This window comes from Lacrimispora amygdalina (genome assembly GCF_003432035.1).
Taxonomy (GTDB): domain Bacteria; phylum Bacillota; class Clostridia; order Lachnospirales; family Lachnospiraceae; genus Lacrimispora; species Lacrimispora amygdalina.
This window is the reverse complement of sequence record NZ_QOHO01000053.1, coordinates 1-26,527: the sequence shown is the minus strand read 5'-3', so window position 1 is coordinate 26,527 and position 26,527 is coordinate 1. Positions and strand designations below refer to the sequence as shown.

At 43.4% G+C, this 26,527-nt stretch carries 24 protein-coding genes; 19 read left to right on the top strand and 5 right to left on the bottom strand.

Annotated features, from left to right (window positions below):
- Positions 1–3 precede the first annotated feature (3 nt).
- The 5 genes from argS to nrdG all read left to right on the top strand — a co-directional run bounded on the left by argS (position 4) and on the right by nrdG (position 8,355).
- Positions 4–1,773: an arginine--tRNA ligase gene (gene argS / locus DS742_RS16710; protein WP_117418123.1), complete on the top strand. Its 1,770-nt coding sequence runs from the start codon at positions 4–6 to the stop codon at positions 1,771–1,773.
- Positions 1,774–1,794: 21 nt separating this feature from the next.
- Positions 1,795–4,941 carry a DEAD/DEAH box helicase gene (locus DS742_RS16705; protein WP_117418122.1) on the top strand — a complete coding sequence of 1,049 codons (3,147 nt, stop codon included), beginning with the start codon at positions 1,795–1,797 and terminating at the stop codon, positions 4,939–4,941.
- Positions 4,942–4,960: 19 nt separating this feature from the next.
- Positions 4,961–5,584, top strand: coding sequence for a flavodoxin family protein (locus DS742_RS16700; RefSeq protein WP_117418121.1), 624 nt, complete (start codon positions 4,961–4,963; stop codon positions 5,582–5,584).
- A 113-nt stretch (positions 5,585–5,697) separates the two neighbouring features.
- On the top strand, positions 5,698–7,827 hold the full coding sequence (nrdD, locus tag DS742_RS16695; RefSeq protein WP_117418120.1) for an anaerobic ribonucleoside-triphosphate reductase: 2,130 nt from the start codon (positions 5,698–5,700) through the stop codon (positions 7,825–7,827).
- Positions 7,828–7,836: 9 nt separating this feature from the next.
- Positions 7,837–8,355, top strand: coding sequence for an anaerobic ribonucleoside-triphosphate reductase activating protein (nrdG, locus tag DS742_RS16690; RefSeq protein WP_117418119.1), 519 nt, complete (start codon positions 7,837–7,839; stop codon positions 8,353–8,355).
- A 55-nt stretch (positions 8,356–8,410) separates the two neighbouring features.
- Here nrdG and DS742_RS16685 read toward each other — a convergent pair whose 3' ends face one another.
- Positions 8,411–9,847: an MATE family efflux transporter gene (locus tag DS742_RS16685; protein WP_117418118.1), complete on the bottom strand. Its 1,437-nt coding sequence runs from the start codon at positions 9,845–9,847 to the stop codon at positions 8,411–8,413.
- Between the two features lie 190 nt (positions 9,848–10,037).
- Here DS742_RS16685 and DS742_RS16680 point away from each other — a divergent pair, with 190 nt between their 5' ends.
- Entirely contained in the window at positions 10,038–10,727 is a 690-nt protein-coding gene (locus tag DS742_RS16680) for a YoaK family protein (protein WP_242996543.1), read from the top strand.
- Positions 10,728–10,747: 20 nt separating this feature from the next.
- The gene (locus DS742_RS16675; RefSeq protein WP_117418117.1) at positions 10,748–11,182 is read left to right on the top strand and encodes a PPC domain-containing DNA-binding protein; all 435 of its coding nucleotides are present in this window, start codon (positions 10,748–10,750) and stop codon (positions 11,180–11,182) included.
- Here the strand turns inward: DS742_RS16675 and DS742_RS16670 are convergent.
- Positions 11,179–12,084: a LysR family transcriptional regulator gene (locus tag DS742_RS16670; RefSeq protein ID WP_117418116.1), complete on the bottom strand. Its 906-nt coding sequence runs from the start codon at positions 12,082–12,084 to the stop codon at positions 11,179–11,181. The two genes, DS742_RS16675 and DS742_RS16670, sit on opposite strands and share 4 nt — an antisense overlap.
- A 194-nt stretch (positions 12,085–12,278) precedes the next feature.
- Here DS742_RS16670 and garD point away from each other — a divergent pair, with 194 nt between their 5' ends.
- From garD to rplT, 12 genes are all read left to right on the top strand, one after another.
- Positions 12,279–13,796 (top strand): galactarate dehydratase, encoded by a 1,518-nt coding sequence (garD, locus tag DS742_RS16665; RefSeq protein ID WP_117418115.1) that lies wholly within the window; start codon positions 12,279–12,281, stop codon positions 13,794–13,796.
- 82 nt (positions 13,797–13,878) lie between these two features.
- Positions 13,879–14,448: a TetR/AcrR family transcriptional regulator C-terminal domain-containing protein gene (locus DS742_RS16660; protein WP_117418114.1), complete on the top strand. Its 570-nt coding sequence runs from the start codon at positions 13,879–13,881 to the stop codon at positions 14,446–14,448.
- Between the two features lie 161 nt (positions 14,449–14,609).
- On the top strand, positions 14,610–15,758 hold the full coding sequence (fucO, locus tag DS742_RS16655; RefSeq protein ID WP_117418113.1) for a lactaldehyde reductase: 1,149 nt from the start codon (positions 14,610–14,612) through the stop codon (positions 15,756–15,758).
- 172 nt (positions 15,759–15,930) lie between these two features.
- Positions 15,931–17,313: an MATE family efflux transporter gene (locus tag DS742_RS16650; protein WP_117418112.1), complete on the top strand. Its 1,383-nt coding sequence runs from the start codon at positions 15,931–15,933 to the stop codon at positions 17,311–17,313.
- Complete coding sequence (locus DS742_RS16645) at positions 17,310–18,221, top strand: acetamidase/formamidase family protein (RefSeq protein WP_117418111.1); 912 nt, start codon at positions 17,310–17,312, stop codon at positions 18,219–18,221. Before DS742_RS16650 ends, DS742_RS16645 begins: the two co-directional genes overlap by 4 nt.
- A 101-nt stretch (positions 18,222–18,322) precedes the next feature.
- The gene (locus tag DS742_RS16640) at positions 18,323–19,393 is read left to right on the top strand and encodes a branched-chain amino acid aminotransferase (RefSeq protein WP_117418110.1); all 1,071 of its coding nucleotides are present in this window, start codon (positions 18,323–18,325) and stop codon (positions 19,391–19,393) included.
- 75 nt (positions 19,394–19,468) lie between these two features.
- Positions 19,469–20,380, top strand: a complete 912-nt coding sequence (locus tag DS742_RS16635; protein WP_117418109.1) for an AEC family transporter — start codon at positions 19,469–19,471, stop codon at positions 20,378–20,380.
- 362 nt (positions 20,381–20,742) lie between these two features.
- Positions 20,743–22,704 (top strand): threonine--tRNA ligase, encoded by a 1,962-nt coding sequence (thrS, locus tag DS742_RS16630; RefSeq protein WP_117418108.1) that lies wholly within the window; start codon positions 20,743–20,745, stop codon positions 22,702–22,704.
- Positions 22,705–22,815: 111 nt separating this feature from the next.
- Positions 22,816–23,130 carry a DUF1540 domain-containing protein gene (locus DS742_RS16625; protein WP_117418107.1) on the top strand — a complete coding sequence of 105 codons (315 nt, stop codon included), beginning with the start codon at positions 22,816–22,818 and terminating at the stop codon, positions 23,128–23,130.
- 379 nt (positions 23,131–23,509) lie between these two features.
- Complete coding sequence (gene infC, locus DS742_RS16620; RefSeq protein WP_117418106.1) at positions 23,510–24,004, top strand: translation initiation factor IF-3; 495 nt, start codon at positions 23,510–23,512, stop codon at positions 24,002–24,004.
- Between the two features lie 27 nt (positions 24,005–24,031).
- The gene (rpmI, locus tag DS742_RS16615) at positions 24,032–24,229 is read left to right on the top strand and encodes a 50S ribosomal protein L35 (RefSeq protein ID WP_013272956.1); all 198 of its coding nucleotides are present in this window, start codon (positions 24,032–24,034) and stop codon (positions 24,227–24,229) included.
- 29 nt (positions 24,230–24,258) lie between these two features.
- Positions 24,259–24,615, top strand: a complete 357-nt coding sequence (gene rplT / locus DS742_RS16610; protein ID WP_104439346.1) for a 50S ribosomal protein L20 — start codon at positions 24,259–24,261, stop codon at positions 24,613–24,615.
- 156 nt (positions 24,616–24,771) lie between these two features.
- Here rplT and DS742_RS16605 read toward each other — a convergent pair whose 3' ends face one another.
- The 3 genes from DS742_RS16605 to DS742_RS28915 form a co-directional block, all read right to left on the bottom strand.
- Entirely contained in the window at positions 24,772–25,095 is a 324-nt protein-coding gene (locus DS742_RS16605) for a hypothetical protein (RefSeq protein ID WP_117418105.1), read from the bottom strand.
- Positions 25,096–25,316: 221 nt separating this feature from the next.
- Positions 25,317–25,886, bottom strand: a complete 570-nt coding sequence (locus DS742_RS16600; protein WP_117418104.1) for a DUF6143 family protein — start codon at positions 25,884–25,886, stop codon at positions 25,317–25,319.
- Positions 25,887–25,895: 9 nt separating this feature from the next.
- Positions 25,896–26,096, bottom strand: a complete 201-nt coding sequence (locus tag DS742_RS28915; RefSeq protein ID WP_170313494.1) for a hypothetical protein — start codon at positions 26,094–26,096, stop codon at positions 25,896–25,898.
- Positions 26,097–26,527: the final 431 nt, after the last annotated feature.

Here is a 26,527-nt window from a genome sequence, read left to right as displayed (position 1 = left end):
CCGATGAAGAAGATTCTTGATTTGATTACGGCAGAGATGAAGACAGCTTTTGCAGACAGCGGATACGATGAAATTTATGCAAAGGTGACTTTATCCAACCGTCCGGATCTTTGCGAGTACCAGTGCAACGGAGCCATGGCGGCAGCCAAAGCTTATAAAAAGAAACCGTTTGATATCGCATCGGAAGTGGTGTCAAAACTTGCCGGAAGTCACGTTTTCGCTTCTGTGGATGTTGTGATGCCTGGATTTATTAATTTAAAAATTGATGCCGGTTATCTGGCAGAATATATGAATGGAATGGCAGGAGACGACCGGTGCGGCTGTGACATGGCGAAAGAGCCCATGACCATCGTTGTGGATTACGGCGGTGCCAATGTAGCGAAACCTCTTCATGTGGGACACCTCCGCTCTGCAGTCATCGGAGAGAGCTTAAAGCGTATGGGACGTTTCCTTGGACATAATATGATCGGTGATGTACATCTGGGAGACTGGGGTCTTCAGATGGGTCTGATTATAGAAGAATTAAAAGACAGAAAGCCGGATCTTCCTTATTTTGATGAGTCATTTGAAGGAGAATATCCAAAAGAAGCCCCTTTTACAATCGGAGAATTAGAGGAGATTTATCCTGCAGCCAGTTTAAAGTCCAAAGAGGATGAATCATTCAGCAAAAGAGCTCATGATGCAACCTTAAAACTGCAGAACGGATATCGCCCTTACCGCGCGATCTGGGAGCACATTATTCACGTTTCCGTTGCTGATTTGAAGATGAATTACGGCAGTCTTAACGTCACTTTTGAATTGTGGAAGGGTGAAAGTGATGCAGAACCTTATATCCCGGAAGTGATAAAAGAACTGACAGAAAAGGGACTTGCCTATGAGAGTCAGGGAGCCTTAGTGGTGGATATCGCTTCAGAAGGAGATTCCAAAGAACTGCCTCCATGTATAATAAGAAAATCTGACGGAGCAGCTCTTTATTCCACCTCTGATTTAGGAACCATCATTGAAAGAGAGAAAGATATCAGGCCGGACTGGTATATTTATGTAACAGACAAACGCCAGGAGCTCCATTTTGTACAGGTGTTCCGTGTGGCGAAAAAAGCCGGTTTTGTAAGCGCTGATAAAAAAATGTCCCATCTTGCCTTCGGAACCATGAACGGGAAAGACGGAAAGCCGTTTAAAACAAGAGACGGCGGAGTGCTGCGTCTGGAAACCCTTATTTCTGACATCAGCCAGGCCGCCTATGAAAAGATTATGGAGAATCGTTCCGTTTCGGAAGACGAAGCCAGAGAAACTTCTAAAATTGTTGGAATGGCTGCTTTAAAATATGGCGACCTCTCCAATCAGGCAGCGAAAGATTATATTTTTGATATGGACCGGTTCGTGTCCTTCGAAGGAAACACAGGTCCCTACATCCTTTATACCATTGTGCGTATTAAGTCCATTCTGGCGAAATATCAGACTCTGGAGGATAAGTACCAGGGAGCGGAAACCATTCTTACTCCTTCCTCAGATGCGGAAAAGGATTTAATGCTCCAGCTGTCTAAGTACAATGAAGTGGCAGAGAGTGCTTTCCTGGAGCTGGCTCCTCATAAGATATGCCAGTATGTTTACGAATTAGCTAATGCATTTAACCGCTTCTATCATGAGACAAAGATCATTTCAGAAGAAAACAAAGAACAGCAGGCCTCATGGATCGGACTCCTCCGCCTGGCAAAGGATGTACTGAACGGCTGCATCGGAGTATTAGGCATAGAGGCACCGGAACGAATGTAAAGTGAACGGATGTGAGGGGTTATGAAAGTATCACAGATAACTGCCAATGCTTTTTGGAAGGGCGAAACAGGAGTTAAGGCATTGGTGGAAGATCAGGGAAAAGAATATAGAGCAAGTCTTCATCTCAAGGGTAGTCAGGTTTTTGACTACTCTTGTTCCTGTGCCCAGGGAAATTCCTACCGTGGGATGTGCCCTCATTGTAAGGCTCTTTTTAAGGCTTATGAGGAACAGGAAGCAGGAAATCAGGGAAAAACGGTTACTACTTCTGCCCAGGCGAGAGCCATGATCCGGGAGTATACCAACGGGGAAGTTGCCAGAATTATGAGTGAAGGCCAGGAAGAACAGATTTATCTTTCGGTATCGGTGCTGGTAAACCGCAGAGAGGTGATGCTGGAAGTAAAGCTGGGCAGAGACCGCCTTTACCTTGTTAAGGATTTAGCCGCCTTTGCAGATGCCATGGATCATGGAACCTATGTGGAATATGGGAAAAATCTGGCTTTTTACCATAACCGGTCTGTTTTTGTGAAGGAAAGCCGGCCGCTTTTGGATTTTATGCTGGAGGTTATCAATTCCTACTGTGAGCAGTATGAACAGATGCAGAAAAGTTCCTTTTCTGCACGTCCGGTGATGCGGTATTTAAATCTGAGCAAAACAGCCAGAGACAGGTTCTTTCAGATTATGAAAGGGAAGACTCTGGAGTTTGAGGATCACAGAGGAGAGAAAAGACATCTGGAGATCTCCTGGCGCAATCCGGATCTGTCTGTAGCGGCGGCCCGTGAAGGAAGAGACGGAGTCCGTGTATCCATCGATAAAAACCTTTTGGTGCTGAAGGGTGAGACCCATCTTTATCTTGGTGATTTAAAGCGCCTTTATTGCTGTGACCAGCCCTGCAGCGAGACGCTTGGAGTTTTTTTAAGCCACATGATGAGCGGTTATGGTGCGGATTATCAGACGGTAATCAATAACAAGGATATGCCCCTTTTTTATGAACGCGTATTAAAACGCATTGCCGCTTACTGTACCATTGATTCAGGCAGTCTTAATCTGGAGTCTTTTAAACCGGAAGAATTAAAAGCCAGGTTTGATTTCGATTCCGATGGTTTCAATAAGCTGGTCCTGCGGCCTACTCTTTCTTACGGAAGCTATTCCTTTCAGCCGGTTGAGGATGAAAAGCTGCCCCGAACCGTATGCAGGGATGTTCCGGGGGAATTCCGTATCAGCCAGCTGATCACCAGATATTTTAAATACAGGGAATATGAATCCGATTATCCGGCAATTAAGGATGACGAGGAAGCCGTATACCGTCTTTTGACAGAAGGGGTAAGAGAATTTATGGCTGTGGGAGAGGTCTATTTTTCCGAGTCATTTAAAAAACTGAAGGTGCTTCCCCCTCCTAAAATTTCTGTCGGTGTAAAAAGTACGGGAAACTGGCTTGAGCTCAATGTGGATGCAGGAGAATTAACCGGTCAGGATTTGGCCAGGCTTTTATCCGAATACAGCAGAAAAAAGAAGTATTACCGGTTAAGAAGCGGGGAATTTGTAAATCTTGAGGATAATGGTCTGATTACCATCGCAAAGCTGGTTGAGGGGCTTGGGATGAATCCGGATGAGATGGAGAACAAAAATTTCCGTCTGCCAAAATACAGAGCTCTTTATCTCGATGGTCTTTTTAAAGAAGAAAGCGGCATAACATTATACAGGGATCAGTTGTACAAAGCGGTTGTACGCGGTATGAAATCCATAGAGGACAGCGATTTCGAGATACCCCAGCCTTTAAAATCTGTACTCAGAGGATACCAGAAGACTGGATACCGCTGGCTTAAGACTCTTGATAAATATGGATTCGGCGGAATTCTTGCGGATGATATGGGGCTTGGCAAGACCATTCAGGTCATCGCCTTAATTCTTGATGAAGCCCAGAATAATCCGGATGCCAGCTTTCTTGTGGTCTGCCCGGCTTCTCTTGTCTATAACTGGGAGAATGAGATTCATCTGTTTGCACCGGCTTTACATGTGAAAACAGTCACAGGTTCGGCGGCAGAGAGAGAAGAACAGTTAAAGAATCTGGAGAAAGGGAGTGTTGTCGTCACTTCCTACGATCTGCTGAAAAGAGATGCAGACCTTTATGAAGGCAGAACATTCCGTTTTCAGATCATCGATGAAGCCCAGTATATCAAGAATGCATCCACGCAGAGTGCCAAAGCCGTTAAATCGGTTGATGCTGTCTGCAGGTTTGCATTGACAGGTACCCCCATAGAAAACCGCCTTTCAGAGCTGTGGAGTATTTTTGATTTTCTGATGCCTGGTTTTCTTTTTCATTATCAGAAGTTTAAAAAAGAATATGAGATGCCCATTGTTAAGAATCAGGAGCAATGGGTGTTAGAGAGCCTTCACCGCCTGATCGGCCCGTTTATTTTAAGAAGACTGAAAAAAGACGTATTAAAGGAACTGCCGGATAAACTGGAAACAGTTGTATACTCCGCGTTTGACAAAGAGCAAAAGGATTTATATACGGCTAATGCGTACCGCTTAAAGACAGAACTGGAAAGCGGAGAGAACAGAACCGGAAGAGACAGTATCCAGATACTGGCAGAGCTTACAAGGCTGCGCCAGATCTGCTGTGACCCCCATTTATGCTACGATAATTACAGGGGAGATTCTGCAAAACTTGAGACCTGCGTTGATTTAATTAAAAATGGTGTGGAGGGAGGACATAAGATCCTGTTGTTTTCCCAGTTCACCTCCATGCTGGAGATTATCGGGAACAGGCTGAATGGGGAAGGGATTTCCTACTATATGCTGACCGGGGGTACGCCTAAGGAAGAGAGGCTTCATATGGTTAATTCTTTTAAAAAAGATGAGATACCCCTGTTTCTTATATCTCTGAAAGCCGGGGGAACCGGTCTCAACTTAACCGCAGCAGATATGGTAATTCATTTTGACCCGTGGTGGAATGTTGCAGCCCAGAATCAGGCCACAGACCGCGCTCACAGAATCGGACAGGACAAACAGGTAACTGTATTTAAGTTAATCACCAAGGGAACCATTGAAGAAAATATTTTGAAGCTTCAGGAATCAAAAAAGGATCTGGCAGAGCAGATTATAACAGAGGGTACTGTTTCCTTAAGCAATCTGACGAAGGAAGATTTGCTGGGGCTTCTGGATTAAAGAAAGGATAGGGAGTGTCATGAAAGTATTGATGTTAAACGGAAGTCCTCATAAAGAGGGCTGCACCAACAGGGCCCTTCTTGAAGTGGCAGGGTCATTAAAAGCAGAGGGAATTGATACAGAACTGGTTTATTTGGGAAATAGAGCCATTCATGGATGCATTGCATGCGGAACATGCATGAAAAAGGGAGCCTGTGTATTTGAGGATGATCCGGTAAATGAGTTTATTGAAAAGATGAAACAGGCAGATGGTCTTATTGTAGGTTCTCCGGTTTATTATGCGTCCGCCAATGGAGCCCTGTTTTCGTTCCTTGACCGTCTTTTTTATGCAGGGGGGAGTAATTTTGCCCATAAGCCGGGAGCTGCCATAGCATCTGCACGGAGAGCGGGTACTACCGCCACCCTTGATGCCTTAAATAAGTATTTTACCATTGCCCAGATGCCCCTTGTTTCCTCCTCCTATTGGAATATGGTACACGGAAGAACTCCGCAGGAGGTGGAACAGGATCTGGAAGGACTTTACACAATGAGGACTCTTGGTAAAAATATGGCATGGCTTTTAAAATGTATTGAGGCCGGAAAGGCAGCAGGAATCGGCCTTCCCAAGAAAGAAGAGAAAGTCTGGACTAACTTTATCCGATAAAATTCCAAAAATCTCCTTTACATTTTTGCTGGGTAGTGTATAATTAAAAAGCACTATATGTAGTGAAGATTTAAATTAATATACAAAATATTGAATAGGTTAGGGTGACAGAAATGATAAAAGTACAAAAGCGCGACGGCAGAATTGTGGAGTATGACAGAGATAAAATCGTCAAGGCGATTCGCAAGGCGAATGCTGAGGTGGATCTTGCTGAGCAGGCTGGTGAGGACATGATAGATGCCATTTTAGATCATGTGGAGAGCCGTTCAGAAGATGTGATGAATGTGGAAACCATTCAGGACATGATCGAAAGCGGTCTTGTAAATAACAACAAATATACATTATCCAAAAAATATATCATTTACCGTTACCAGAGAGCTCTGCTTCGCAAAGCCAATACAACGGATGAATCCATTTTAAAGCTGATTAAGAATGAGAATAAAGAACTGGCAGAGGAAAACTCCAATAAGAATACCATTCTTGCATCCACGCAGAGAGATTATATTGCGGGAGAGGTTTCCAGGGACTTAACTAAGAGAATGCTTCTGCCGGAGAGGATATCTCTTGCCCATGAACAGGGAGCCATCCATTTTCATGATGCGGATTATTTCGTGCAGCCGATTTTTAACTGCTGTCTGATCAACATCGGTGACATGCTGGATCATGGCACCGTGATGAATGAGAAGATGATTGAAAGCCCCAGGAGCTTTCAGGTAGCCTGTACAGTTATGACCCAGATAATTGCGGCGGTTGCCAGCAATCAGTACGGAGGCCAGTCTGTAGACATCCGTCATCTTGGAAAATATTTAAGAAAAAGCAGCAATAAATTTCATAAGCAGATCAAAGATGAGTTCGGCGATACAATATCAGAAGAGATGGTAGAAAAGATGGCTTCCATCCGTTTAAGGGATGAATTGAAGTCTGGTGTCCAGACCATTCAGTATCAGATCAATACGCTGATGACGACCAATGGCCAGGCACCCTTTGTTACGCTGTTTTTATGCCTGGACGATCAGGATGAATATATTGAAGAAAATGCCATGATTGTGGAAGAGGTTCTCCGTCAGAGACTGGAAGGCATTAAGAACGAATCCGGTGTCTATGTAACGCCTGCATTTCCAAAGCTGATCTATGTTCTTGATGAGAATAACTGCTTAAAGGGCGGAAAATATGATTATATAACAAAACTTGCAGTTAAGTGCTCATCCAAGCGCATGTATCCGGATTATATTTCAGCAAAAAAGATGCGGGAAAATTATGAGGGCAATGTATTCAGCTGTATGGGCTGCCGCAGCTTTCTTTCGACCTGGAAGGATGAGAACGGGGACTATAAGTTCGAGGGAAGATTTAATCAGGGAGTCGTAAGCTTAAACCTTCCTCAGATTGGAATCATAGCAAAGGGCGATGAAGACACGTTCTGGAGCCTTCTGGACGAACGGTTAGATCTTTGTTTTGAAGCTCTGATGTGCAGGCATAAATCACTGGAAGGAACCCTGTCTGACGTAAGCCCGATTCACTGGCAGTACGGAGCCATTGCAAGGCTGAAAAAGGGAGAGCCCATCGATGCTCTGCTTCATGGCGGATATTCCACAATTTCACTGGGATATATCGGTTTGTATGAAACCACCAGGCTCATGAAAGGAGTCAGCCATACCACTCCTGAAGGAGAGGAATTTGCCCTTCGTGTTATGAACCACATGAGGCAGGTGGTAGACAAGTGGAAGGAAGAGACAGGTCTTGGCTTTGGACTGTACGGGACTCCGGCAGAATCTCTTTGCTACCGTTTTGCAAAGATTGACAGAGAGCGTTTTGGCAGCATTCCTGATGTAACGGATAAGGGGTATTATACCAATTCCTATCATGTGGACGTCAGAGAGCATATTGATGCCTTTACCAAATTTAACTTTGAAAGCCAGTTCCAGAAGATTTCTTCCGGAGGAGCCATTTCCTATGTGGAAGTTCCCAATATGAAGCATAATTTACAGGCAATGGAAGACGTAGTTAAATATATCTATGACAATATTCAGTATGCAGAATTTAATACAAAGTCCGACTACTGCCAGGTATGCGGATTTGACGGTGAGATTATAATCAATGACAATATGGAATGGGAATGTCCACAGTGCCATAATAAAGATAAAAACCGTATGAATGTAACCAGAAGAACCTGCGGTTATTTAGGAGAAAATTTCTGGAATACAGGTAAGACAAAAGAAATTAAATCCAGAGTACTGCATCTTTAGGAGGCAGCCATGTATTATGCGACAATAAAACCCACCGATGTTGCCAACGGACCCGGTGTGAGGGTATCCCTGTTTGTCAGCGGCTGCACCCATTGCTGTAAGGGCTGCTTTAACGCAGAAGCCTGGGATTTTCACTATGGAGAAGAGTTCACAAAGAATACGGAGGAGCTGATAACCGGATACCTCGGACACAGCTATATTGCAGGGCTTACCCTTCTTGGAGGGGAACCCATGCATCCGGAAAACCAGAAAGGAATCCTCCATCTGGTGGAAGACGTCCGGCGCCGTTTTCCTGATAAAACCATCTGGTGTTATACAGGATATGATTTTGAAAAAGATATCCTGGGAGATATGATTGAAAGCGTTCCGCAGACCCGCCGGATATTAGCCTGCCTGGATGTTTTGGTAGATGGTAAATTTGTAGAAGAAAAAAAGGATTTAAAACTTCGGTTTAAAGGATCTTCCAATCAGAGAATTATAAAGGTTCCTGAATCTCTGGCTTTGGGGGAAGTCCTATTATGGGAATAAAAAAGCAGGGTGCCATCCAATGCCGTAAGGCGGGAGGATGTCACTCTGTTTTTTGTTATGAATCAGCTTTTGGCTGCGGACTTTTCTTTAAAACAGGGAAAAAGCTGTTTGCAATATGATACTGCAGGCATACTCTGCGGATTTCGATGATACCGATGGCCAGAGCAAATAATCCGGTGCAGATATTGCTGACAGCCATAACTACGCCGACGCTGGTACTTCCCATCTGTGTATAGTTCTGCAGATACCACAGAACCGGTATGCGAAATACGAATACCCGGCAGAAATTGATGGTCAGGGTAATTTTTGTTCTGCCAAATCCATACAGCAGTGCAAGAACGGATGCATTAATTCCCAGAGGAATGGCTCCATAAGCCTCATAACGGTAAATCGATGCGATCATATCAGCGAATTCCCTGTTTTGGCCTGCAAAAAGCCTGCTGATCTGTCCTAAAAAGAGCAGGGATAAGGACATCAGGACGGCTCCCAGAAAAATATTGATTACCAGGATGCAGCCGAATGCCTTCATGGCACGGCCGGGCTTACCAGCTCCCATATTCTGACTGATGATGGCAGAACCGCCCTCCTGAAAACCATTTTGCGGCATCGTAGTAATACCGCCGATATTATTGGAGATTCCAAGGGCACCAACCGTCAGCGCACTGTAAATCGTGCTCATGGAATTAATAACTACTTTTCCAAGAGAAAAGGCAATTTTCTCGATAATAACCGGTATGGACAGGGTGATCATCGGCGCAATTACAGCAGATTTTAAACGGATGCTGTGTAAGGAGCAGCCAAATGCATTGTCCTTCTGGTTTAAGTTTTTAATTGCAGCAGCCAGAATAAAAATCTGGGAGATGATTGTTGCAACGGAAATCATATTGATTCCAGCCCCCATCACATAGACAAACAGAGCAGTTAAGGAAAGTTTAATGACAATAACACCCATGTTCAGGTGAAGGATTCTGCGGGAATTGCCTCTGGCTCTTTCAATGGCAATATAGACGTTGTTAAAAAAACTGATGACCATACCGATCAGCTCCAGACGGAAATACTGGGTGCCTTCTGCAATAAAACTGTCCGGCGTTTTGGCAAATTTAAGGAACTGGGGAGCAGCAGGCATGAGAACAAGAAGAATCGCTGCCCCCAATAAACCGCACATGGCAAAAAGGCTGCTCACCCGTTTTTTTACAAGATTAAAATCTCCGGCACCGTAAGCTTCACTGATTTTTAAACTGGATCCAATGGCAAGCCCTCCTCCCAGAGCGGACAGCGTTAAGTTGATCTGGGAAAGATAGGCAACTGCGGAAACGGAAGAAGCGCTGATATGGGCCGCCATCATGGAGTCAAATATTTTAAAAAGCTGATTTAAGCTTTGGTAAAGTGCTAACGGTGTTCCGACGTAGAGAACCACCTTCCACATATTGGCATGCAGTGCAAAATTACGGAATTTTTCATCTTTGGCAGATAATGTCGCTTTCTCTGACATGGTATTTCTCCTCTTTCTGGGCAATGTTTTTTCGTGCTCAATAAGCATAAGGCAAAGAAGAAATAAATTCTACTAATTTTATGTTGAATTTGGCAGATACTACAGATTTTTTGTTCACTTTCAGCAGCCCTTTGTTTCCAACCAGAAAAAGATGTGGTATAGTAGGCTTTGGAAAGGCAGGTGATGGAAAATGATCTGGAAAAGAATTGAGGGGCAGATGTCAGAAGCGATGTCAACGGGAGTAATCCTCACGTTATCCGGAGGCTTACAGGATGCCTATACCTACTTTTACAGAGGTAAGGTATATGCCAATGCCCAGACTGGCAATATCATTATTTTTGCCCACAGTATTATGAACAGAAGCTGGCAGACAGCCTTCCGCTATCTGATGCCGATTCTGGCCTTTGCTGCAGGAATCTATGTTTCTGAAATAATCAGGGGAAGATATAAAGATAATGAAAGAATACACTGGCGGCAGATTGTAGTGGTTATGGAAATGGTCCTTTTGTTTGCGGTAGGATTTTTGCCCAGATCCGTCGATCTGGCCGCCAATGCCATGGTATCCTTTGTCTGTGCCATGCAGGTGGAAGCATTTAGAAAAATGAAGGGCAGTGCTTTTGCAAGCACCATGTGTATCGGGAATCTGAGAAGTGCGACCGAAATGCTGTACCGGTACCGCCAGACCAGGGACAGGGAAAGCCTTGAAAAATGCCTTCGCTATTATGGAGTGATCCTGTTTTTTGCCGTGGGTGCAGCAGCTGGCAGTTTTCTGGTACCTTTGTTTGCGGAAAAAACCATCTGGTTTTCCTGTATGTTTTTAGCACTGGCTTTTGGCATCATGTTTGTGAAAGAGAATCAGGAAGCAGTTGAAAAAGATTAATGAACAGGAGGCGAATCTATATGGAATACAGAAAATTTGAACATACATTTGTCATACGGCTGGATCCGGGAGAGGAGATTTTAACCAGTTTGATACAGATCTGTAAAAAAGAAAAGATCAGGCTGGCGTCCGTAAACGGTCTGGGCGCAGCAGGTACCGTTCAGCTTGGAGTTTATGATACAAAAAAGAAAGAGTATTACAGCCATGAGTATAAAGGACTTTATGAAATTGCATCTCTCATGGGCAGCATTACGGAAAAAGACGGAGAACCATATCTCCATCTTCACATGGTAATAGGAAATCCCCATAACGGAGAATGCCACAGCGGTCATCTGGGACGTGCAGTCATCAGTGCTACGGGAGAGATCATTGTTACGGAGATCCCGGGTGCAGTTGGCAGAAGAGCAGATGAGACGGTAGGATTAAATCTGTTTGAGTTTTCAAAAGAGGATTAATAGTTCCAATATTCCGCAGCAAGCCTGATAAAGTATTTGGCAGCACGGGTTAAATAGCTGTTCTTGCGGTATGAAGCCACCACATCCCACGTAGGGTGGGAAGGAAGGGAAAAGCATGCAATCCCTTCCGGCTTCGTCCGGAAATAGGACATGGGAATCAGGCCGCAGCAAAGGCCGGCCTGAATCATGGTAATGATCGCGCTGGTGCTGGATGTCTCAAATAATACATTCGGGGCGAAATCTGCTTCAAGAAAGATCCGGTCCACGAGATAGCGAATGGTAGATTCCTGGTACATTAAAACAAAGGGGTCCTCTGCCAGAGCTTTGATATCCTGTTCCGGATAAATCTCCCCACTGTTTTCTTTCTGGCTGCTTAAAGGGTGCTTTGAGGGAAGAGCAAGAAGAATTTCCTCTTTTCCCAGTTCCACATATTCGTCTAAAGTGCGCTGACTGGGGCATAGTGTCTGAAAGCCAATATCCAGTTCCCCTTTTAAAATCATCTCCTGCTGGTTTATCACACTGCGTTCCACAGGAATGATATGAATGCCCGGAAAATTCTGATGAAATTTGGGATAGACCGCGGAAAACATGGCAATTCCTCTCCCTGGCGTGAGGCCAACCGACAGCGTTCCCTTTTTATCAGAGACCATATCGCCGATGGTGCGGTAGGTTTCCTGTTTAATCAGCAGTATTTTCCTGGCATTTTCAAGATATACCTCTCCAGCCTGGGTAGGTCTCCAATTTGTCCGTGAACGATGAAAAAGCTGGGTACCCAGTTCCTTTTCCAGACGAAGAAGCTGCTGGTTTAAAGCGGGCTGTGTGAGAAAAAGCTTTTCTGCAGCTTTTGTGATGTTATTTTCTTCTGCAATCTTTAATATATATTCAATCTGTTTGGTATCCAAGATATTTCCCCCTGTATGAATCATGTACTGTCAGTATAGATCAATTAACTAAAAAGTACAACAAGTACTCAAAGAAAAAGTTAGAGAATTCTTAAAAGTATGAATTTTACAAATGCATCCCATGTATTTATAATAAAAACAAACAGAATTTGCATGATTTTTGTGTATTATCACTTGGAAAGGATCAGTAAGAAATGAGTAAACCGCTGTTTGTTAAAATCAAGGAAGAAGATAATGTGGCAATTGCAGTCGATGAGATCAAAGCAGGCCAGGAAATTATGCCCGGCGTCACTGCCAGATATGACATTCCCCAGGCCCACAAGATTGCGCTTAAGGATATTGAAAAGGGTGGATCTGTGATCCGCTATGGTGTGGTGCTGGGTTACGCAACAGAGGCTGTTAAAAGGGGGGACTGGATTAATGAATATATGCTGGAGCTTCCCGAACCGCCGGATGTGGATCATATGGTATTTTCAACCAGTCTTGTAACAGACTTGCCAGAGCCGCCGGTAACAACATGGGAAGGCTATGTAAATCCATGGGGCGGCCCCGCCGGGACCCGTAATATTCTGGGAATCAGTACAACGGTTCAGTGTGTGACCGGTGTATTAAATGTAGCGGTGGAGCGAATGAAACGGGAACTGCTTCATAAATATCCCAATGTCGATGATATTGTTCCCATTAACCATGCCTACGGCTGCGGAGTTGCCATCCATGCGCCGGAGGCGAAAATCCCGATCCGTGCCCTTAGAAATTTATCGAAGCACCCCAATTTTGGCGGGCAGCTTATGGTGGTGGCGCTTGGCTGTGAAAAGTTTACGGTGGAGATGCTTTGCGATTCTGCAGATATTAATCCGGACAATGTAATCATACTTCAGGAAAAAGAGGGGTTTGAAGATATGATCAGTGCCTTGATGGAAATGGCAGAAAAGAAGCTTAAGATTTTAAATGATAGAAAACGTGTGACGCTTCCCCTTTCTGATTTACTCATTGGAATGCAGTGCGGCGGAAGCGATGCATTTTCCGGTGTTACCGCCAATCCGGCGGCAGGCTATGCCTCCGACATGCTGGTAAAAGGCGGAGCAACCGTTTTGTTTTCCGAGGTGACAGAGGTCAGGGACGGAGTCTATCTTTTGGCCAAGCGGTGCATCAATGAAGAGGTGGGGAAAAAACTGGCCAGTGAAATGAAATGGTACGACCGCTACCTTCAGGAAGGAGAGGTTGACCGCAGTGCGAATCCGACTCCCGGCAATAAAAAGGGAGGGCTTGCAAACATCGTGGAAAAAGCCATGGGTTCCATAGCAAAATCCGGAACATCTCCCATTGTGGAAGTGCTGTCGCCTGCTGAAAAACCAAGCAAAAAAGGGCTTATCTATGCTGCAACACCGGCGAGTGATATTGTCTGCGGTCCCTGTCAGCTGGCAAGCGGTATCGGGCTTCAGGTATTTATGACAGGAAGAGGAACACCTTATGGTCTGGCAATCGCCCCTGTCATAAAAGTCTGTTCAAGAAATGATATGAAGGCACAGTGGCAGGACTTAATTGATATCAATGCAGGGACCATTGCCACAGGAGAATCCACAATTGAAGAAATCGGGACTCTGCTGTTTCATGAGATCATTGATACAGCCAGCGGGCGGAAACAGACATGGGCTGAAAAATACCGTCTACACAATGATTTGTGTATTTTTAATCCTGCCCCAATCACTTAATAAGAAGTTTTTATCAGCAATATTCACAAAAAGCGCCTGCTGTGTTAAAATAGATATCAAATATACGTGACAGGAGCGGAACATGGCTGATTATCCCAATAAGAGTGAAAAGACAAAATACCGGCTTGCTGATTCCATAAAAGACTGTATGAAAACCAGACCGGTGGATAAAATCACGGTACAGAATATTGTAGACGGCTGTCAGATGACAAGGCAGACATTCTATCGTAATTTTAAGGATAAGTATGATTTGATAAACTGGTATTTTGATAAGCTGGTGCTGGAATCATTTGCCCAGATCGGTGTGGACAAGACTGTCTGCCAGAGCCTGAATGAAAAGTTCCAGTTCATTTTGAAGGAGTCGGTTTTCTTTACCGGTGCATTCCGTACTGATGATTATAATTCATTAAAGGAGCATGATTTCGAACTGATCATGGGATTCTATACGGATCTGTTGATTCATAGAAGGAAGGAACCTTTATCAGAAGAGATTCAGTTTCTGCTGGAGATGTATTGCCGCGGATCCGTGTATATGACGGTGAAATGGGTTCTTTCCGGAATGCCGAAGTCACCAAAGGAGATGGCAGAAAGTCTTGTGGAAGCCATGCCGCCTAAGCTGTCTCAAGTTTTTTCGGAAGCAGGACTGGTTTAAAATCTGGTATTTATGCACATAATTGGAGTTACAGTTTAGGGAAGATGTAACATTTGTTACAAAAACCGTAAACTGTAACTTTCTTTTTTATTGCCTGGTTGTTAAAATTATAACAGGACCAAACGGTTTCTTAATGGAAGAAAAGAAAAGGAGAGATTACCATGGCAAACAGAATTGTTTTAAATGAGACATCCTATCACGGTGCGGGTGCCATTCTTGAGATTCCCGGCGAAGTAGCAAAAAGAGGATTTAAGAAGGCATTTGTTGCATCAGATCCTGATTTAATTAAATTCCAGGTTACATCGAAAGTAACAAAAATACTGGAAGAAAACGGTCTGGAATATGAAATTTATTCTGATATTAAGCCGAATCCCACAATTGAGAATGTTCAGACCGGAGTAGAAGCCTACAAAAAATCCGGTGCTGATTATATCATTGCCATTGGGGGCGGCTCCTCTATGGATACCTCCAAAGCAATCGGCATTATCATAGCAAATCCGGAATACGCAGATGTAAGAAGTTTAGAAGGTGTTGCGCCTACAAAGAATCCGTCAGTCCCGATCATTGCAGTACCAACCACGGCTGGAACTGCAGCAGAAGTAACGATCAATTACGTCATTACTGATGTGGAGAAAAAACGTAAATTTGTATGTGTAGATCCTCACGACATTCCTGTTGTGGCAATTGTTGATCCGGACATGATGTCCAGCATGCCGAAGGGGCTGACTGCAGCTACCGGTATGGATGCGCTCACACATGCAATCGAAGGATATATCACAAAAGGTGCCAATCCCATTACAGACATGTTTAATTTAAAAGCGGTTGAACTGATTGGCAAAAGCTTAAGAGGTGCTGTGGACAATACCCCGGAAGGCAGAGAGGGTATGGCATTGGGACAATATATGACTGGTATGGGATTTTCAAACTGCGGTCTCGGAATCGTGCATTCTATGGCCCATGCTCTGGGCGCAGTCTATGATACTCCTCATGGAGTGGCTAATGCGATCCTCCTTCCGACGATCATGGAGTTTAACGCGGAAGCAACTGGAGAGAAGTATCGTGATATAGCAAAAGCCATGGGAGTGGAAGGAACAGATTCCATGAGCCCGGAGGAATACAGAATGGCTGCAGTTACTGCAGTTAAAAAGCTTTCAGCAGATGTAGGAATTCCTGCTGATTTAAAAAGCATTGCAAAAGAAGAGGATATTGCATTTCTGGCCAAATCAGCAGCAGCAGATGCCTGTGCTCCCGGCAATCCCAAAGAAGCCAGTCTGGATGACATTATATGGTTATATCAATCCCTTATGTAAGAATTTTTATTATATTCCTGCCGGTTCCTGATAATGGAACCGGCTTTTTTTACAGGGGAACGGCGGGAATCCTGCGGAAGACTTAAAAACTGGATGCAAAATGGAAATATTCATGCTATGATTAAGAATGTGCTGTATTGGGAGCATAATATAAACGAATGGCGGGAAACGAATGGCTGATACAAAAAATGACTTTTCAAAGGGAAATATTATAGGGAATATATTAAAATTGGCGGTTCCTATGACCCTTGCCCAGCTGATTAATGTACTTTATAATATCATCGATAGAATTTACATAGGAAGGATTCCAGAGAATGCAACACTGGCTTTGACCGGTCTGGGGCTCTGCCTTCCCATTATTTCCATGGTAATCGCTTTTGCCAATTTATTCGGTATGGGAGGAGCTCCCCTGTGCTCCATTGAAAGAGGCAGGGGCAATACGGAAGAAGCTGAAAAAATTATGGGAAACTCCTTTGTGCTGCTAATTATATTTGGAATCATTCTTACTGCTTTGGGACTTGTTTTAAAAAAGCCCATGCTGTATCTTTTTGGTGCCAGTGATAAGACTTATCCGTTTGCAGATCAGTATATCAGCATCTATCTTCTTGGCAGTATTTTCGTAATGACCGGACTTGGGATGAACAGCTTTATCAATTCCCAGGGGTTTGGAACCATAGGGATGATTACGGTTCTGGTTGGGGCGGCAGCTAATATTTTGCTGGACCCCATCTTTATTTTTGTCATGGATATGGGGGTAAGAGGAGCGGCTCTCGCGACAATTATATCCCAGTTTCTCTCAGCGCTTTGGATTGTGCTGTTTTTAAGAGGGAAAAAAACCATACTGAAGCTGAAACTTTCTGCACTGCGCTTAAGAAAAAACCGGGTTAAATCCATCACAGCCCTTGGAATGTCCGGCTTCACCATGTCCATAACCAACAGTCTGGTGCAGATCATGTACAATTCCTCTCTTCAGCACTATGGTGGTGATTTATATGTAGGAATTATGACCGTGATTAATTCTGTCAGAGAAGTGATCTCCATGCCGGTAAATGGCCTGACCAATGGCTCTCAGCCAGTTATTGGATTCAATTACGGCGCTGGTGAATACAAACGGGTGAAGCAGGCCATCAAATTCATTTCTGTAGTAGCTATTTTGTACACAACGGTCATGTGGGTGCTTGTCCACAGCTTTCCGGAATTTTTTATCCGTATTTTCAATCAGGATGGGGAGCTTCTGGAAGCAGGAATTCCTTCCATGCGGATTTATTATTTTGGATTCTTTCTCATGTCTCTTCAATTTGCCGGGCAGTCGGTTTTTGTGGCACTGGGAAAGGCCAGAAGAGCAGTGTTTTTTTCCATTTTCAGAAAAGTTGTTATAGTTGTTCCGCTCATCTTACTCCTTCCTGCCATTTTAGGGAATGGAGCAAATGGAATTCTAATGGCAGAGCCAATCTCCAATTTGATCGGAGGAGGCGCCTGTTTTATCACCATGTTAGTTACGGTATGGCCGGAACTTAGCGGAAAGACCAGACCACAGAAAGGACTGAAAAGATGAAAACCATAACCAGAAATTATATTACCCATACACTGTCAAACGATAATCCTCCCTGTGAACGGATCAAAGCGGGAGAGACGGTGGTTTTTGAAACTTATGACTGCTTTACCAATCAGTTTCTTCCCGAAGAGGCAACCTTTGAAAATGTTGTGCGAAAGCCTGGAAATCCGGCTACAGGACCACTTTATATAGAAGGCGCCATGCCTGGAGATATGTTAAAGATTGATATACTGGATATCATACTGGGGCCAGTGGGAGTAGTTATGCTGGGACCGGGAAGCGGCAGTGAGAAGGAATTTTTTCCAGGAAAAGTGCTGAAGCGGATTCCTGTAATCGACGGATATGCCCATTACAGTGAACAGCTGAAACTGCCCCTTACACCAATGATCGGAGTGATCGGTGTGGCTCCGGACGGAGATGGTGTCTCCACCATTACTCCCATGGATCATGGCGGAAATATGGACTGCACACAGATCAGAAAAGGGGTTACACTTTATCTCCCGGTTTTTGCGGAGGGAGCACTTTTATCCCTGGGCGATATTCATGGAATTATGGGCGACGGAGAGGTGGAAGACTGCGGTCTGGAGATAGAAGGAAAAGCCGTTCTGCGGGTTGATGTGGTGAAAAATAAAAACTGCGTTCCATATCCTGTGATTGAGACCGGTGAAAAGCTGATTACCATTGCTTCAGCAGACGATGTGGAGACTGCATGGAGAAAGGCGGTCAGACAGATGTATCGTTTTCTGAAAGAAAAAATCGGCCTGGATGATGAGGATGCCGGAATGCTTCTGACCCTGGCAGGAGACCTTGTGATTTGCCAGACAGTGAACCCCATGAAGACGGTGAGAATGGAATTTCCCCGTTATATAACCAGAAGTTATGGATTTGATTCCATTTCGGCAGACTAAAACAGGCTGAAAATTCTTGACATCAGCAGTTTTTTGGAAGATAATGATAAACAAATTATAAAAGCTGACGATATGCCGGTATGGGAAAGGAAGAGTATAACATGCAGACTATAAGAATTGAGAGAACCGCTTGCCCGAAAGAAAAACCGGGTAAAGAAAATCCTTTGACATTTGGTACCATATTTACGGATCATATGTTTGAGGTGGATTATGAGGAAGGAAAGGGCTGGTACGACCCAAGAGTTGTACCTTACCACAAGCTGGAACTGGAACCCTCATCCATGGTGTTCCATTACGGTCAGGAGATGTTTGAAGGCTTAAAAGCGTATAAAACCGAAGAGGGAAAGATCCTTTTATTCCGTCCTGACAAGAACATTGAGAGAGCCAACAGAAGCAATGACAGACTCTGCATTCCAGAGATTCCGGAAGAACTCTTTTTAGAGGCGTTAAAGACAGTTGTAAGCGTGGATCAGGACTGGATTCCCACAAAGCCGGGAACCTCTCTTTATATCAGACCATTTGTGATTGCCACTGATCCGTTTCTGGGAGTGAGACCATCTCATACTTATAAGTTCATGATTATTCTTTCTCCTGTAGGAGCTTATTACGCAAGCGGACTTGACCCGGTTAAGATCTGGATCGAAGATGATTATGTAAGAGCGGTAAAAGGCGGAATCGGTGAAGCAAAGACCGGCGGAAACTATGTTGCTTCCCTGGCTGCGCAGGTGAAAGCCCATGATGAAGGATACTCCCAGGTGCTGTGGCTTGACGGTGTTCACCGCAAGTACATTGAAGAAGTAGGCGCTATGAATATTTTCTTTAAGATAAACGGCGTCGTTATCACTCCTGAACTAAACGGCAGCATTCTTCCAGGCGTTACAAGAGATTCTGTTCTTTCCCTGTGCAGAGAATGGGGAATTAAGGTTGAAGAGCGGAAGATTTCTGTAGATGAAGTGGTGGCTGCAGCCAGATCAGGAGAGATGGAAGAGTGCTTTGGAACCGGTACGGCAGCAGTCGTTTCACCGGTTGGGGAGCTTCGGTTTGAGGAAGAGAGAATGTCGATCGGCGGAGGAAAGATCGGCGAACTCACACAGAGATGCTATGATACCATTACCGGCATACAGCTTGGCAGGCTGACAGGACCTGCAGGCTGGAGCGTAGAGGTAAAATAATATAAGAAAGAACTTACCGGCGGGGCCTTAAAGCACCGCCGGCAGTTTTGCCTGGAGACTTAAAGAGGAGTTTTTATGACAGCAGTACTAGTGAGGGCAGCAGCCTTTGTGGCGATTATTATAATGGGCTATTTACTGAAACGGGCAGGTTTTTTTCAGGCAAAAGATTTTTATCTGTTTTCCAGAATAGTGATAAAGATCACCCTTCCGGCTGCCATTGTTTCCAATTTCAGCAAAATCACTATGGAGCGTTCCCTCCTTGCCATGTGTGTTATTGGGATTTTTTGTAATTTTATAACGATAGGGACCGGATATATCACCAATATTTCCCGCTCCGGAGACAGCAAAGCCTTCGCCATGCTTAATATGTCCGGCTATAATATAGGGACTTTCACAATGCCTTTTGTGCAGAGCTTCTTAAGTCCTGTAGGTTTTGCGGCAACCAGTCTTTTTGATGCCGGGAATTCAGTGATGTGTACAGGACTGACCTATTCTCTTGCCAGTATGGCGGCAGGAGGAGAGGATAAGCCTTCTTTTAACAAGGTTGTGAAAAAGCTTTTTTCTTCTGTACCATTTGATTCCTATGTGGTCATGACAATTTTAGGCCTCCTAAATATCAAGCTTCCAGGTATCATAATCAGCTTTGCAGATACTGCAGGAGCAGCCAATGCATTTCTGGCTCTGCTTATGCTTGGAATTGGATTTGAAATCCGTATGGATAAAGAAAAAATCAAAAAAATTATCCAGATACTTGGGTTGAGGTATACAATTGCAATCGCAATGGCCGTGGGTTTTTACTTTTTTGCCCCCTTTAGTCTGGAGATCCGTCAGACGCTTGCAATAGTCACTCTTGGCCCGGTTGCGGGCATTTCACCAGCATTCACAGCGGAATTAAAAGGCGATATTGAAATGGCAAGTGCCATTAATTCCCTTTCAATTATAATCAGCATTGTGGCAATAACAGCGTCACTTCTTCTCCTTTTGTAAGAAAATATTTCATGACGCTTGACAAAACGTTTTTGAGTGTTATAATTTAGGCATAGAAAAGCAATAAAGATAAAGCGGTGACAAGACCAGTATCCTGACAGGAGAGCTCAGAGAGAGGCATATACGGTGAAAGTGCCTTGCCGGAATATCAGGAGAAGACCAGCTTGGAGCGTCCCTTAATCGGGAACGGTGATTCCGTTATCATCAGTATAAGTGGTTTGAATGAGTGAATCATTCTTTCAAGTAGGGTGGAACCGCGATTTATTAAGTTAGAATCGTCCCTTTCTGTATGGAAACATATGGAAAGGGGCTTTTTTTATTTGATCCATGATTCAAAATAATTGGTAAAGGAGATTAGAACAATGAAGATTACGTTAAAAGACGGTTCGGTCAAAGAGTATGATCATGCAATGTCAGTCATTGATATCGCTTCTGATATCAGTGAAGGACTTGCCAGAAATGCCTGTGCAGGCGAGATAGATGGAGAGGTTGTGGATTTACGAACTACAGTAAATAAGGATTGCAGTTTAAGCATTTTAACAGTCAGCGATCCTGCAGGTCTTGCGGCTTACCGTCATACAACCAGCCATATCCTGGCTCAGGCAGTGAAAAGACTTTATCCTCAGGCCAAACTTGCTATTGGACCTTCTATTGAGAATGGATTTTATTATGATTTTGACAATCCTTCTTTTTCCAGAGAAGATCTGGATAAAATTGAAGCAGAAATGAAAAAGATCATCAAAGAAGGGGAAGCCATTGAGCGTTTTACTCTTCCAAGAGAAGAAGCAGTTAAATTTATGGAAGAAAAGGGTGAGCCTTATAAGGTGGAACTGATTTTAGACCTGCCTGAAGGAGAAGAGATCTCTTTTTATAAGCAGGGAGATTTTACCGATCTTTGCGCAGGACCTCACCTTATGAGCACAAAGCCGATCAAGGCATTTAAACTGACTTCATCCTCCGGTGCATACTGGAGAGGAAGCGAAAAGAATGCCATGCTTGCCCGCATTTACGGAACAGCATTCTCAAAGAAAGACGAGTTAAATGAATATCTGGAATATTTAGCCAATATCAAAAACCGTGATCACAACAAGCTTGGCCGTGATTTAGAACTGTTTGCCACTGTTGATGTCATTGGTCAGGGTCTGCCCCTTTTAATGCCCAAGGGTGCTAAGATCGTTCAGACCATGCAGCGATGGATTGAGGATGAAGAGGAGAGACGCGGTTATATGAGAACCAAGACACCTCTTATGGCAAAGCGGGATTTGTATATTATCTCTGACCACTGGGATCATTACAAAGAAGGCATGTTTGTTCTTGGGGATGAAGAAAAAGATGATGAAGTGTTTGCTCTTCGCCCCATGACATGTCCATTCCAGTATTATGTGTACAAACAGAGCCAGAAATCTTACCGCGATCTTCCATGCAGATATGGTGAAACATCAACTCTGTTTAGAAATGAAGATTCCGGAGAGATGCATGGACTTACCCGGGTACGCCAGTTTACTATTTCCGAAGGCCATTTAATCGTCCGTCCGGATCAGATTGAGGAAGAGTTTAAGGGCTGTGTGGATCTTGCAAAATACTGCTTAACAACTCTTGGTCTGGAAGGGGATGTGACTTACCGGATGTCCAAATGGGATCCTGACAATGCCAGCCACTACCTTGGAACTCCCGAGATGTGGGATGAAGTACAGGACATGATGCGTAAAATCCTGGATCACATTGGAATTGAGTATACGGAAGCAGTGGGAGAAGCAGCATTCTATGGTCCGAAGCTGGATATCCAGGCTAAGAATGTATATGGCAAGGAAGACACGATGATCACCATCCAGCTGGATATGTTCCTGGCAGAACGTTTTGACATGAGCTTTGTAGATAAGGATGGAACAAAGAAACGTCCATATATTATTCACAGAACATCCATTGGCTGCTATGAAAGAACTCTTGCATGGCTGATTGAAAAATACGAAGGTGCCTTCCCGACCTGGTTGTGTCCGGAACAGGTCCGCGTTCTCCCAATTTCCGAAAAGTATCATGAGTATGCAGCGAAAGTGGCTGACCAGCTGAAAGCAAACGGAATTCTTGCAACAGTAGATGAGCGTTCCGAAAAAATCGGTTATAAAATCCGCGAAGCCCGTCTTTCAAAACTGCCGTATATGCTGGTAGTGGGACAGAAAGAAGAGGAAGATGGTGTGGTTTCCGTACGCAGCCGCTTTAACGGAGATGAAGGACAGCGGCCGGTTGCAGACTTTATTGATGAGATCTGCCGGGAGATCCGTACCAAAGAAATTAAGAAGATCAATGTAACAGAAGAGTCTAAATAATATCATATGATTCCGAGGGAGAGGAACGATTCGTGAGAATATTTTCCTCTCCCTCGGAGCATAATACCTCCTGAAAGAAAATCTCAATAAGAATTCCAGGAGGAAATGAATATGACAAAATTGGACTGCAATGTAACCAGTTGTTTGCATAATTCTGATAATTGCTGTTGCAAGTCTGCAATTATTGTGGAAGGATCTCAGGCCAAGGATACGGCTGATACCTGCTGCGGAAGCTTTGATGAGAACAAAGACGGTTCTTTTCATAACTTATTCAAAACGCCAGAGAGCAGACTGGAAGTAGATTGTGAAGCGGTTAACTGTATATACAATGAGGGCCGTCACTGTTCGGCAGAGCACATCGGCATTGCAGGTGATGGTGCCAGAGAAGCGGGGCATACGGAGTGTGCAACATTTAGGACCAGATAAAGGTAAAAGAAAGACAAAGACATACCGGCAGAAATCCGGCAGGTTTTTGTCTTTCTTCTATATTATTTACAAAATCATAAAAAAGGTGCCGGCTGTAATTTCAGTCATAAATTAAAGCGGAAAAACATTGACATATCACAAATTGTGTAGTATTATAATAAAAGTTGTGGAAACAACAGACAGGAAAGTAGGTATCCGCCTCACCACGGCACGAGTAAGTGTCCCTGGTTCATAGCCTTTGATACATAGGTATACTGTGTAGAGACTTTGGTGGTGGATAGCGTTTGTCTATCTACTTTTTTTTATGCCTAAAGGCAGCAATGTGATTCCGACCAATACACACACAATATAATGGAGGTGCACGACAATTAGCGATTTAATGATTAATGAACAGATCAGAGATAAAGAAATTCTGTTGATTGGTGAAAACGGAGAAAAGCTTGGAGTTATGTCAACCAAAGATGCCATGCAGATGGCAAAAGAAGCAGAGCTTGATTTGGTTAAAATTGCTCCTACCGCGAAACCACCGGTTTGCAAGATCATCGATTACGGTAAGTATCGTTATGAGCTGGCAAGAAAAGAAAAAGAAGCTAAAAAGAAACAGAAGGTAATCGAAATAAAAGAAGTTCGTTTATCTCCCAACATTGATACGAATGATTTGAATACAAAGATGGGCGCCGCAAGGAAGTTCCTCGAAAAAGGAGATAAAGTTAAGGTAACCTTACGTTTCAGAGGTCGTGAGATGGCGCATATGTCAAAGTCAAGATATATTTTAGATGATTTCGCTGAGAAGTTATCCGATATTGCGACAATCGACAAACCATCGAAAGTGGAAGGAAGAAGCATGGTTATGTTTTTAACCGCAAAACGCTAAAAGAACATTATCAAGGAGGAAAATACAATGCCTAAATTAAAAACAAGCAAATCAGCTGCAAAACGTTTCAAAGTTACAGGTACAGGAAAGCTTGTAAGAAATAAAGCTTACAAATCTCACATCTTAACTAAGAAATCTACTAAGAGAAAAAGAAATCTTAGAAAAGATATTGTTACTGATGCAACCAATGCAAAAGTAATGAAAAAGATTTTACCATATTTATAGAATTCTAAGTTGAGAAGGAGGAAAGACCGATGGCAAGAATTAAAGGCGGTATGAACGCTAAGAAAAGACATAACAGAGTGTTAAAGATGGCTAAAGGCTACAGAGGCGCTCGTTCCAAACAGTATAGAGTAGCAAAACAGTCCGTAATGAGAGCTTTAACAAGTTCTTATGCAGGCAGAAAAGAAAGAAAGAGACAGTTCAGACAGTTATGGATTGCCCGTATCAATGCAGCTGCCCGTATCAACGGCGTATCCTACAGCGTATTTATGCATGGATTAAAGCTGGCTGGTGTTGATTTAAACAGAAAAGTATTAGCTGACATGGCTGTTAATGATGCAGAAGGCTTCGCAAAATTAGCTGAGCTTGCAAAATCCAAGGTGGCTTAATCGCAGATTCAAACCTCGAAAACCTCGTGTTTACGGGGTTTTTTTATTTTCAAAATCCGTTTAAATAGACTTAATCGTATATTTGAACCTAATTTAAACAAAATTGGTAATAAAAAAAGCAACCACCATTTTAGATAGTTGCTTCAATAATAACCGCTATTTCATCTGTTTCCAGTATTTCGATAGAAAACCAAATGTAACGATAGGATTAATAATACCGGCTAATGAGGCAATACCCACATCGTGTATTACCACATTCAGAATCATGATAATTATTGTACAAACCGCAATGGCATAAAATGCAATCTTATTTTTCTTAACTAACAAAAGAATATAAGCTGCACAGACAACTACACCTATAACAGCCATATCATAAAACCCTATTGCACAATTAACAATTAAAGCAAGTGCACTTAAAACAATGCAAATAATGCTCCAAATTTTAATACCTTTACCAAATACCAATGTTTCTTCGTTCATCTCATTCCCTCACCTTTTTTTATAATATTACTTATGTATAATCGACCTTACTTATAAATTCTTAAGTTTCTAAAAGAAAAAGAGCCGCAATTTAGAAGATAAGGCTATTTCCTGATATGCCAATGTATAATCCGTACCAGGTTATCTCCTCTTAAATAAGGGATTTCAGAACAGAAAGGAAGCAAAAATAAAATTCTTGCTTCCTTTCTGTATTAATCCTGTCATACGATACAAGTATCATAAATGCTTTCTTCCCACCAGCCGAAGGCTATTCTGCCAGAGGCAGAAGCTGTTGGAGCTTCTGGCGTAGACAGGAATATCAATAAAGAACCTCCCGGCGGGAATATTAGTTTACCGTTTTCGCTCTCTACCAGGGTTGTTTCCGGTTGGGCCCTGCGAACAAATGCTTTTACGCCTCCCGATGGATCCCCTTCAACATTTGAAGCATATTGTAACTTTATTTTTGGCTCTGGCAAAGGAATGAGGGCAGTATTGGCAGGCGATACCAAATCTGAGTCCGTCGGTGTCCCAGGCGGAGTTGCATTAAACCAAAATTGGGCGCGGTAAGGAGCTTGCGAAATATCTGAGACAGTCCAAACATTTACATATAAGTTTACCTGTGAGCGGCTGGGATTATATAATCTGGCCCAGGCGCTGGTATTGTTGCCAAAAGACAAGTTATCTGCATAGCCGATAAAATATTCCCCTTGCAGCGACTTGTAAAGTTCTATTGGTACATCTACTTTTTTGGGTAATATGCACGTTTCGTAACGGCATATATATTTATCCATATTACCACATCACCTTTCTGAATTGTTGCCGTATAACGGTCTGGCTGCGTGGGTGACTTTCTTTGTCAGGAGCAGGTGAACATATCTATCCGGTTTAACGATATTCCTGCATATGACCAGCCGAATCTTCTGTCCCAGCGGAAGCCTGAGACGCTGTTCCGCCATATTTGAATTGGGAAGAACCAGAACTCCTGTCCGTTGCTCATCCATATATAGGTAAAGCGTCCGATACAATTTTTCATTGAACCAGGGCTCACCATTTTTGTAGCAGATCTGGACTGGACTGGTTTAGGCGGTGCGGCTGATGGCGGAGGGCCCATAGGTACTGGTCCGCCTGGAGGGGTGCCGTAAGGTGGGAATGGGGGCATATTCTACACCCTTTCGTTTTATGTTAATATTATTATATGTAATATAAGAATTGCAGTTAACAAATACGGAAAAAGAACGCAGAGGGGCGGAAGTCTACAGGAGATTGAGACTTCCGCCCGGAAATGCGGGTGCTGGGGAAAGCACCTAAGTACTACCTTAACAGGTATGTACATTTATATATATGATTCAATATGAAACTTTATGTGCTTATTTTAAACAATAAAAAAATCACACATTATGTGTGATTTAAAAACTCCCCGAGTAGGACTTGA

Coding starts and splice junctions, on each gene's coding strand:
- rpmI (WP_013272956.1), top strand. CDS start 24,032: ATGCCTAAATTAAAAACAAGCAAATCAGCTGCAAAACGTTTCAAAGTT.
- thrS (WP_117418108.1), top strand. CDS start 20,743: ATGAAGATTACGTTAAAAGACGGTTCGGTCAAAGAGTATGATCATGCA.
- DS742_RS16635 (WP_117418109.1), top strand. CDS start 19,469: ATGACAGCAGTACTAGTGAGGGCAGCAGCCTTTGTGGCGATTATTATA.
- DS742_RS16705 (WP_117418122.1), top strand. CDS start 1,795: ATGAAAGTATCACAGATAACTGCCAATGCTTTTTGGAAGGGCGAAACA.
- argS (WP_117418123.1), top strand. CDS start 4: ATGAAGAAGATTCTTGATTTGATTACGGCAGAGATGAAGACAGCTTTT.
- DS742_RS16600 (WP_117418104.1), bottom strand. CDS start 25,886: ATGGATAAATATATATGCCGTTACGAAACGTGCATATTACCCAAAAAA.
- DS742_RS16645 (WP_117418111.1), top strand. CDS start 17,310: ATGAAAACCATAACCAGAAATTATATTACCCATACACTGTCAAACGAT.
- fucO (WP_117418113.1), top strand. CDS start 14,610: ATGGCAAACAGAATTGTTTTAAATGAGACATCCTATCACGGTGCGGGT.
- DS742_RS16660 (WP_117418114.1), top strand. CDS start 13,879: ATGGCTGATTATCCCAATAAGAGTGAAAAGACAAAATACCGGCTTGCT.
- garD (WP_117418115.1), top strand. CDS start 12,279: ATGAGTAAACCGCTGTTTGTTAAAATCAAGGAAGAAGATAATGTGGCA.
- DS742_RS16675 (WP_117418117.1), top strand. CDS start 10,748: ATGGAATACAGAAAATTTGAACATACATTTGTCATACGGCTGGATCCG.
- infC (WP_117418106.1), top strand. CDS start 23,510: ATGATTAATGAACAGATCAGAGATAAAGAAATTCTGTTGATTGGTGAA.
- DS742_RS16625 (WP_117418107.1), top strand. CDS start 22,816: ATGACAAAATTGGACTGCAATGTAACCAGTTGTTTGCATAATTCTGAT.
- rplT (WP_104439346.1), top strand. CDS start 24,259: ATGGCAAGAATTAAAGGCGGTATGAACGCTAAGAAAAGACATAACAGA.
- DS742_RS16640 (WP_117418110.1), top strand. CDS start 18,323: ATGCAGACTATAAGAATTGAGAGAACCGCTTGCCCGAAAGAAAAACCG.
- nrdG (WP_117418119.1), top strand. CDS start 7,837: ATGTATTATGCGACAATAAAACCCACCGATGTTGCCAACGGACCCGGT.
- DS742_RS28915 (WP_170313494.1), bottom strand. CDS start 26,096: ATGGATGAGCAACGGACAGGAGTTCTGGTTCTTCCCAATTCAAATATG.
- DS742_RS16685 (WP_117418118.1), bottom strand. CDS start 9,847: ATGTCAGAGAAAGCGACATTATCTGCCAAAGATGAAAAATTCCGTAAT.
- DS742_RS16680 (WP_242996543.1), top strand. CDS start 10,038: ATGATCTGGAAAAGAATTGAGGGGCAGATGTCAGAAGCGATGTCAACG.
- DS742_RS16700 (WP_117418121.1), top strand. CDS start 4,961: ATGAAAGTATTGATGTTAAACGGAAGTCCTCATAAAGAGGGCTGCACC.
- nrdD (WP_117418120.1), top strand. CDS start 5,698: ATGATAAAAGTACAAAAGCGCGACGGCAGAATTGTGGAGTATGACAGA.
- DS742_RS16605 (WP_117418105.1), bottom strand. CDS start 25,095: ATGAACGAAGAAACATTGGTATTTGGTAAAGGTATTAAAATTTGGAGC.
- DS742_RS16650 (WP_117418112.1), top strand. CDS start 15,931: ATGGCTGATACAAAAAATGACTTTTCAAAGGGAAATATTATAGGGAAT.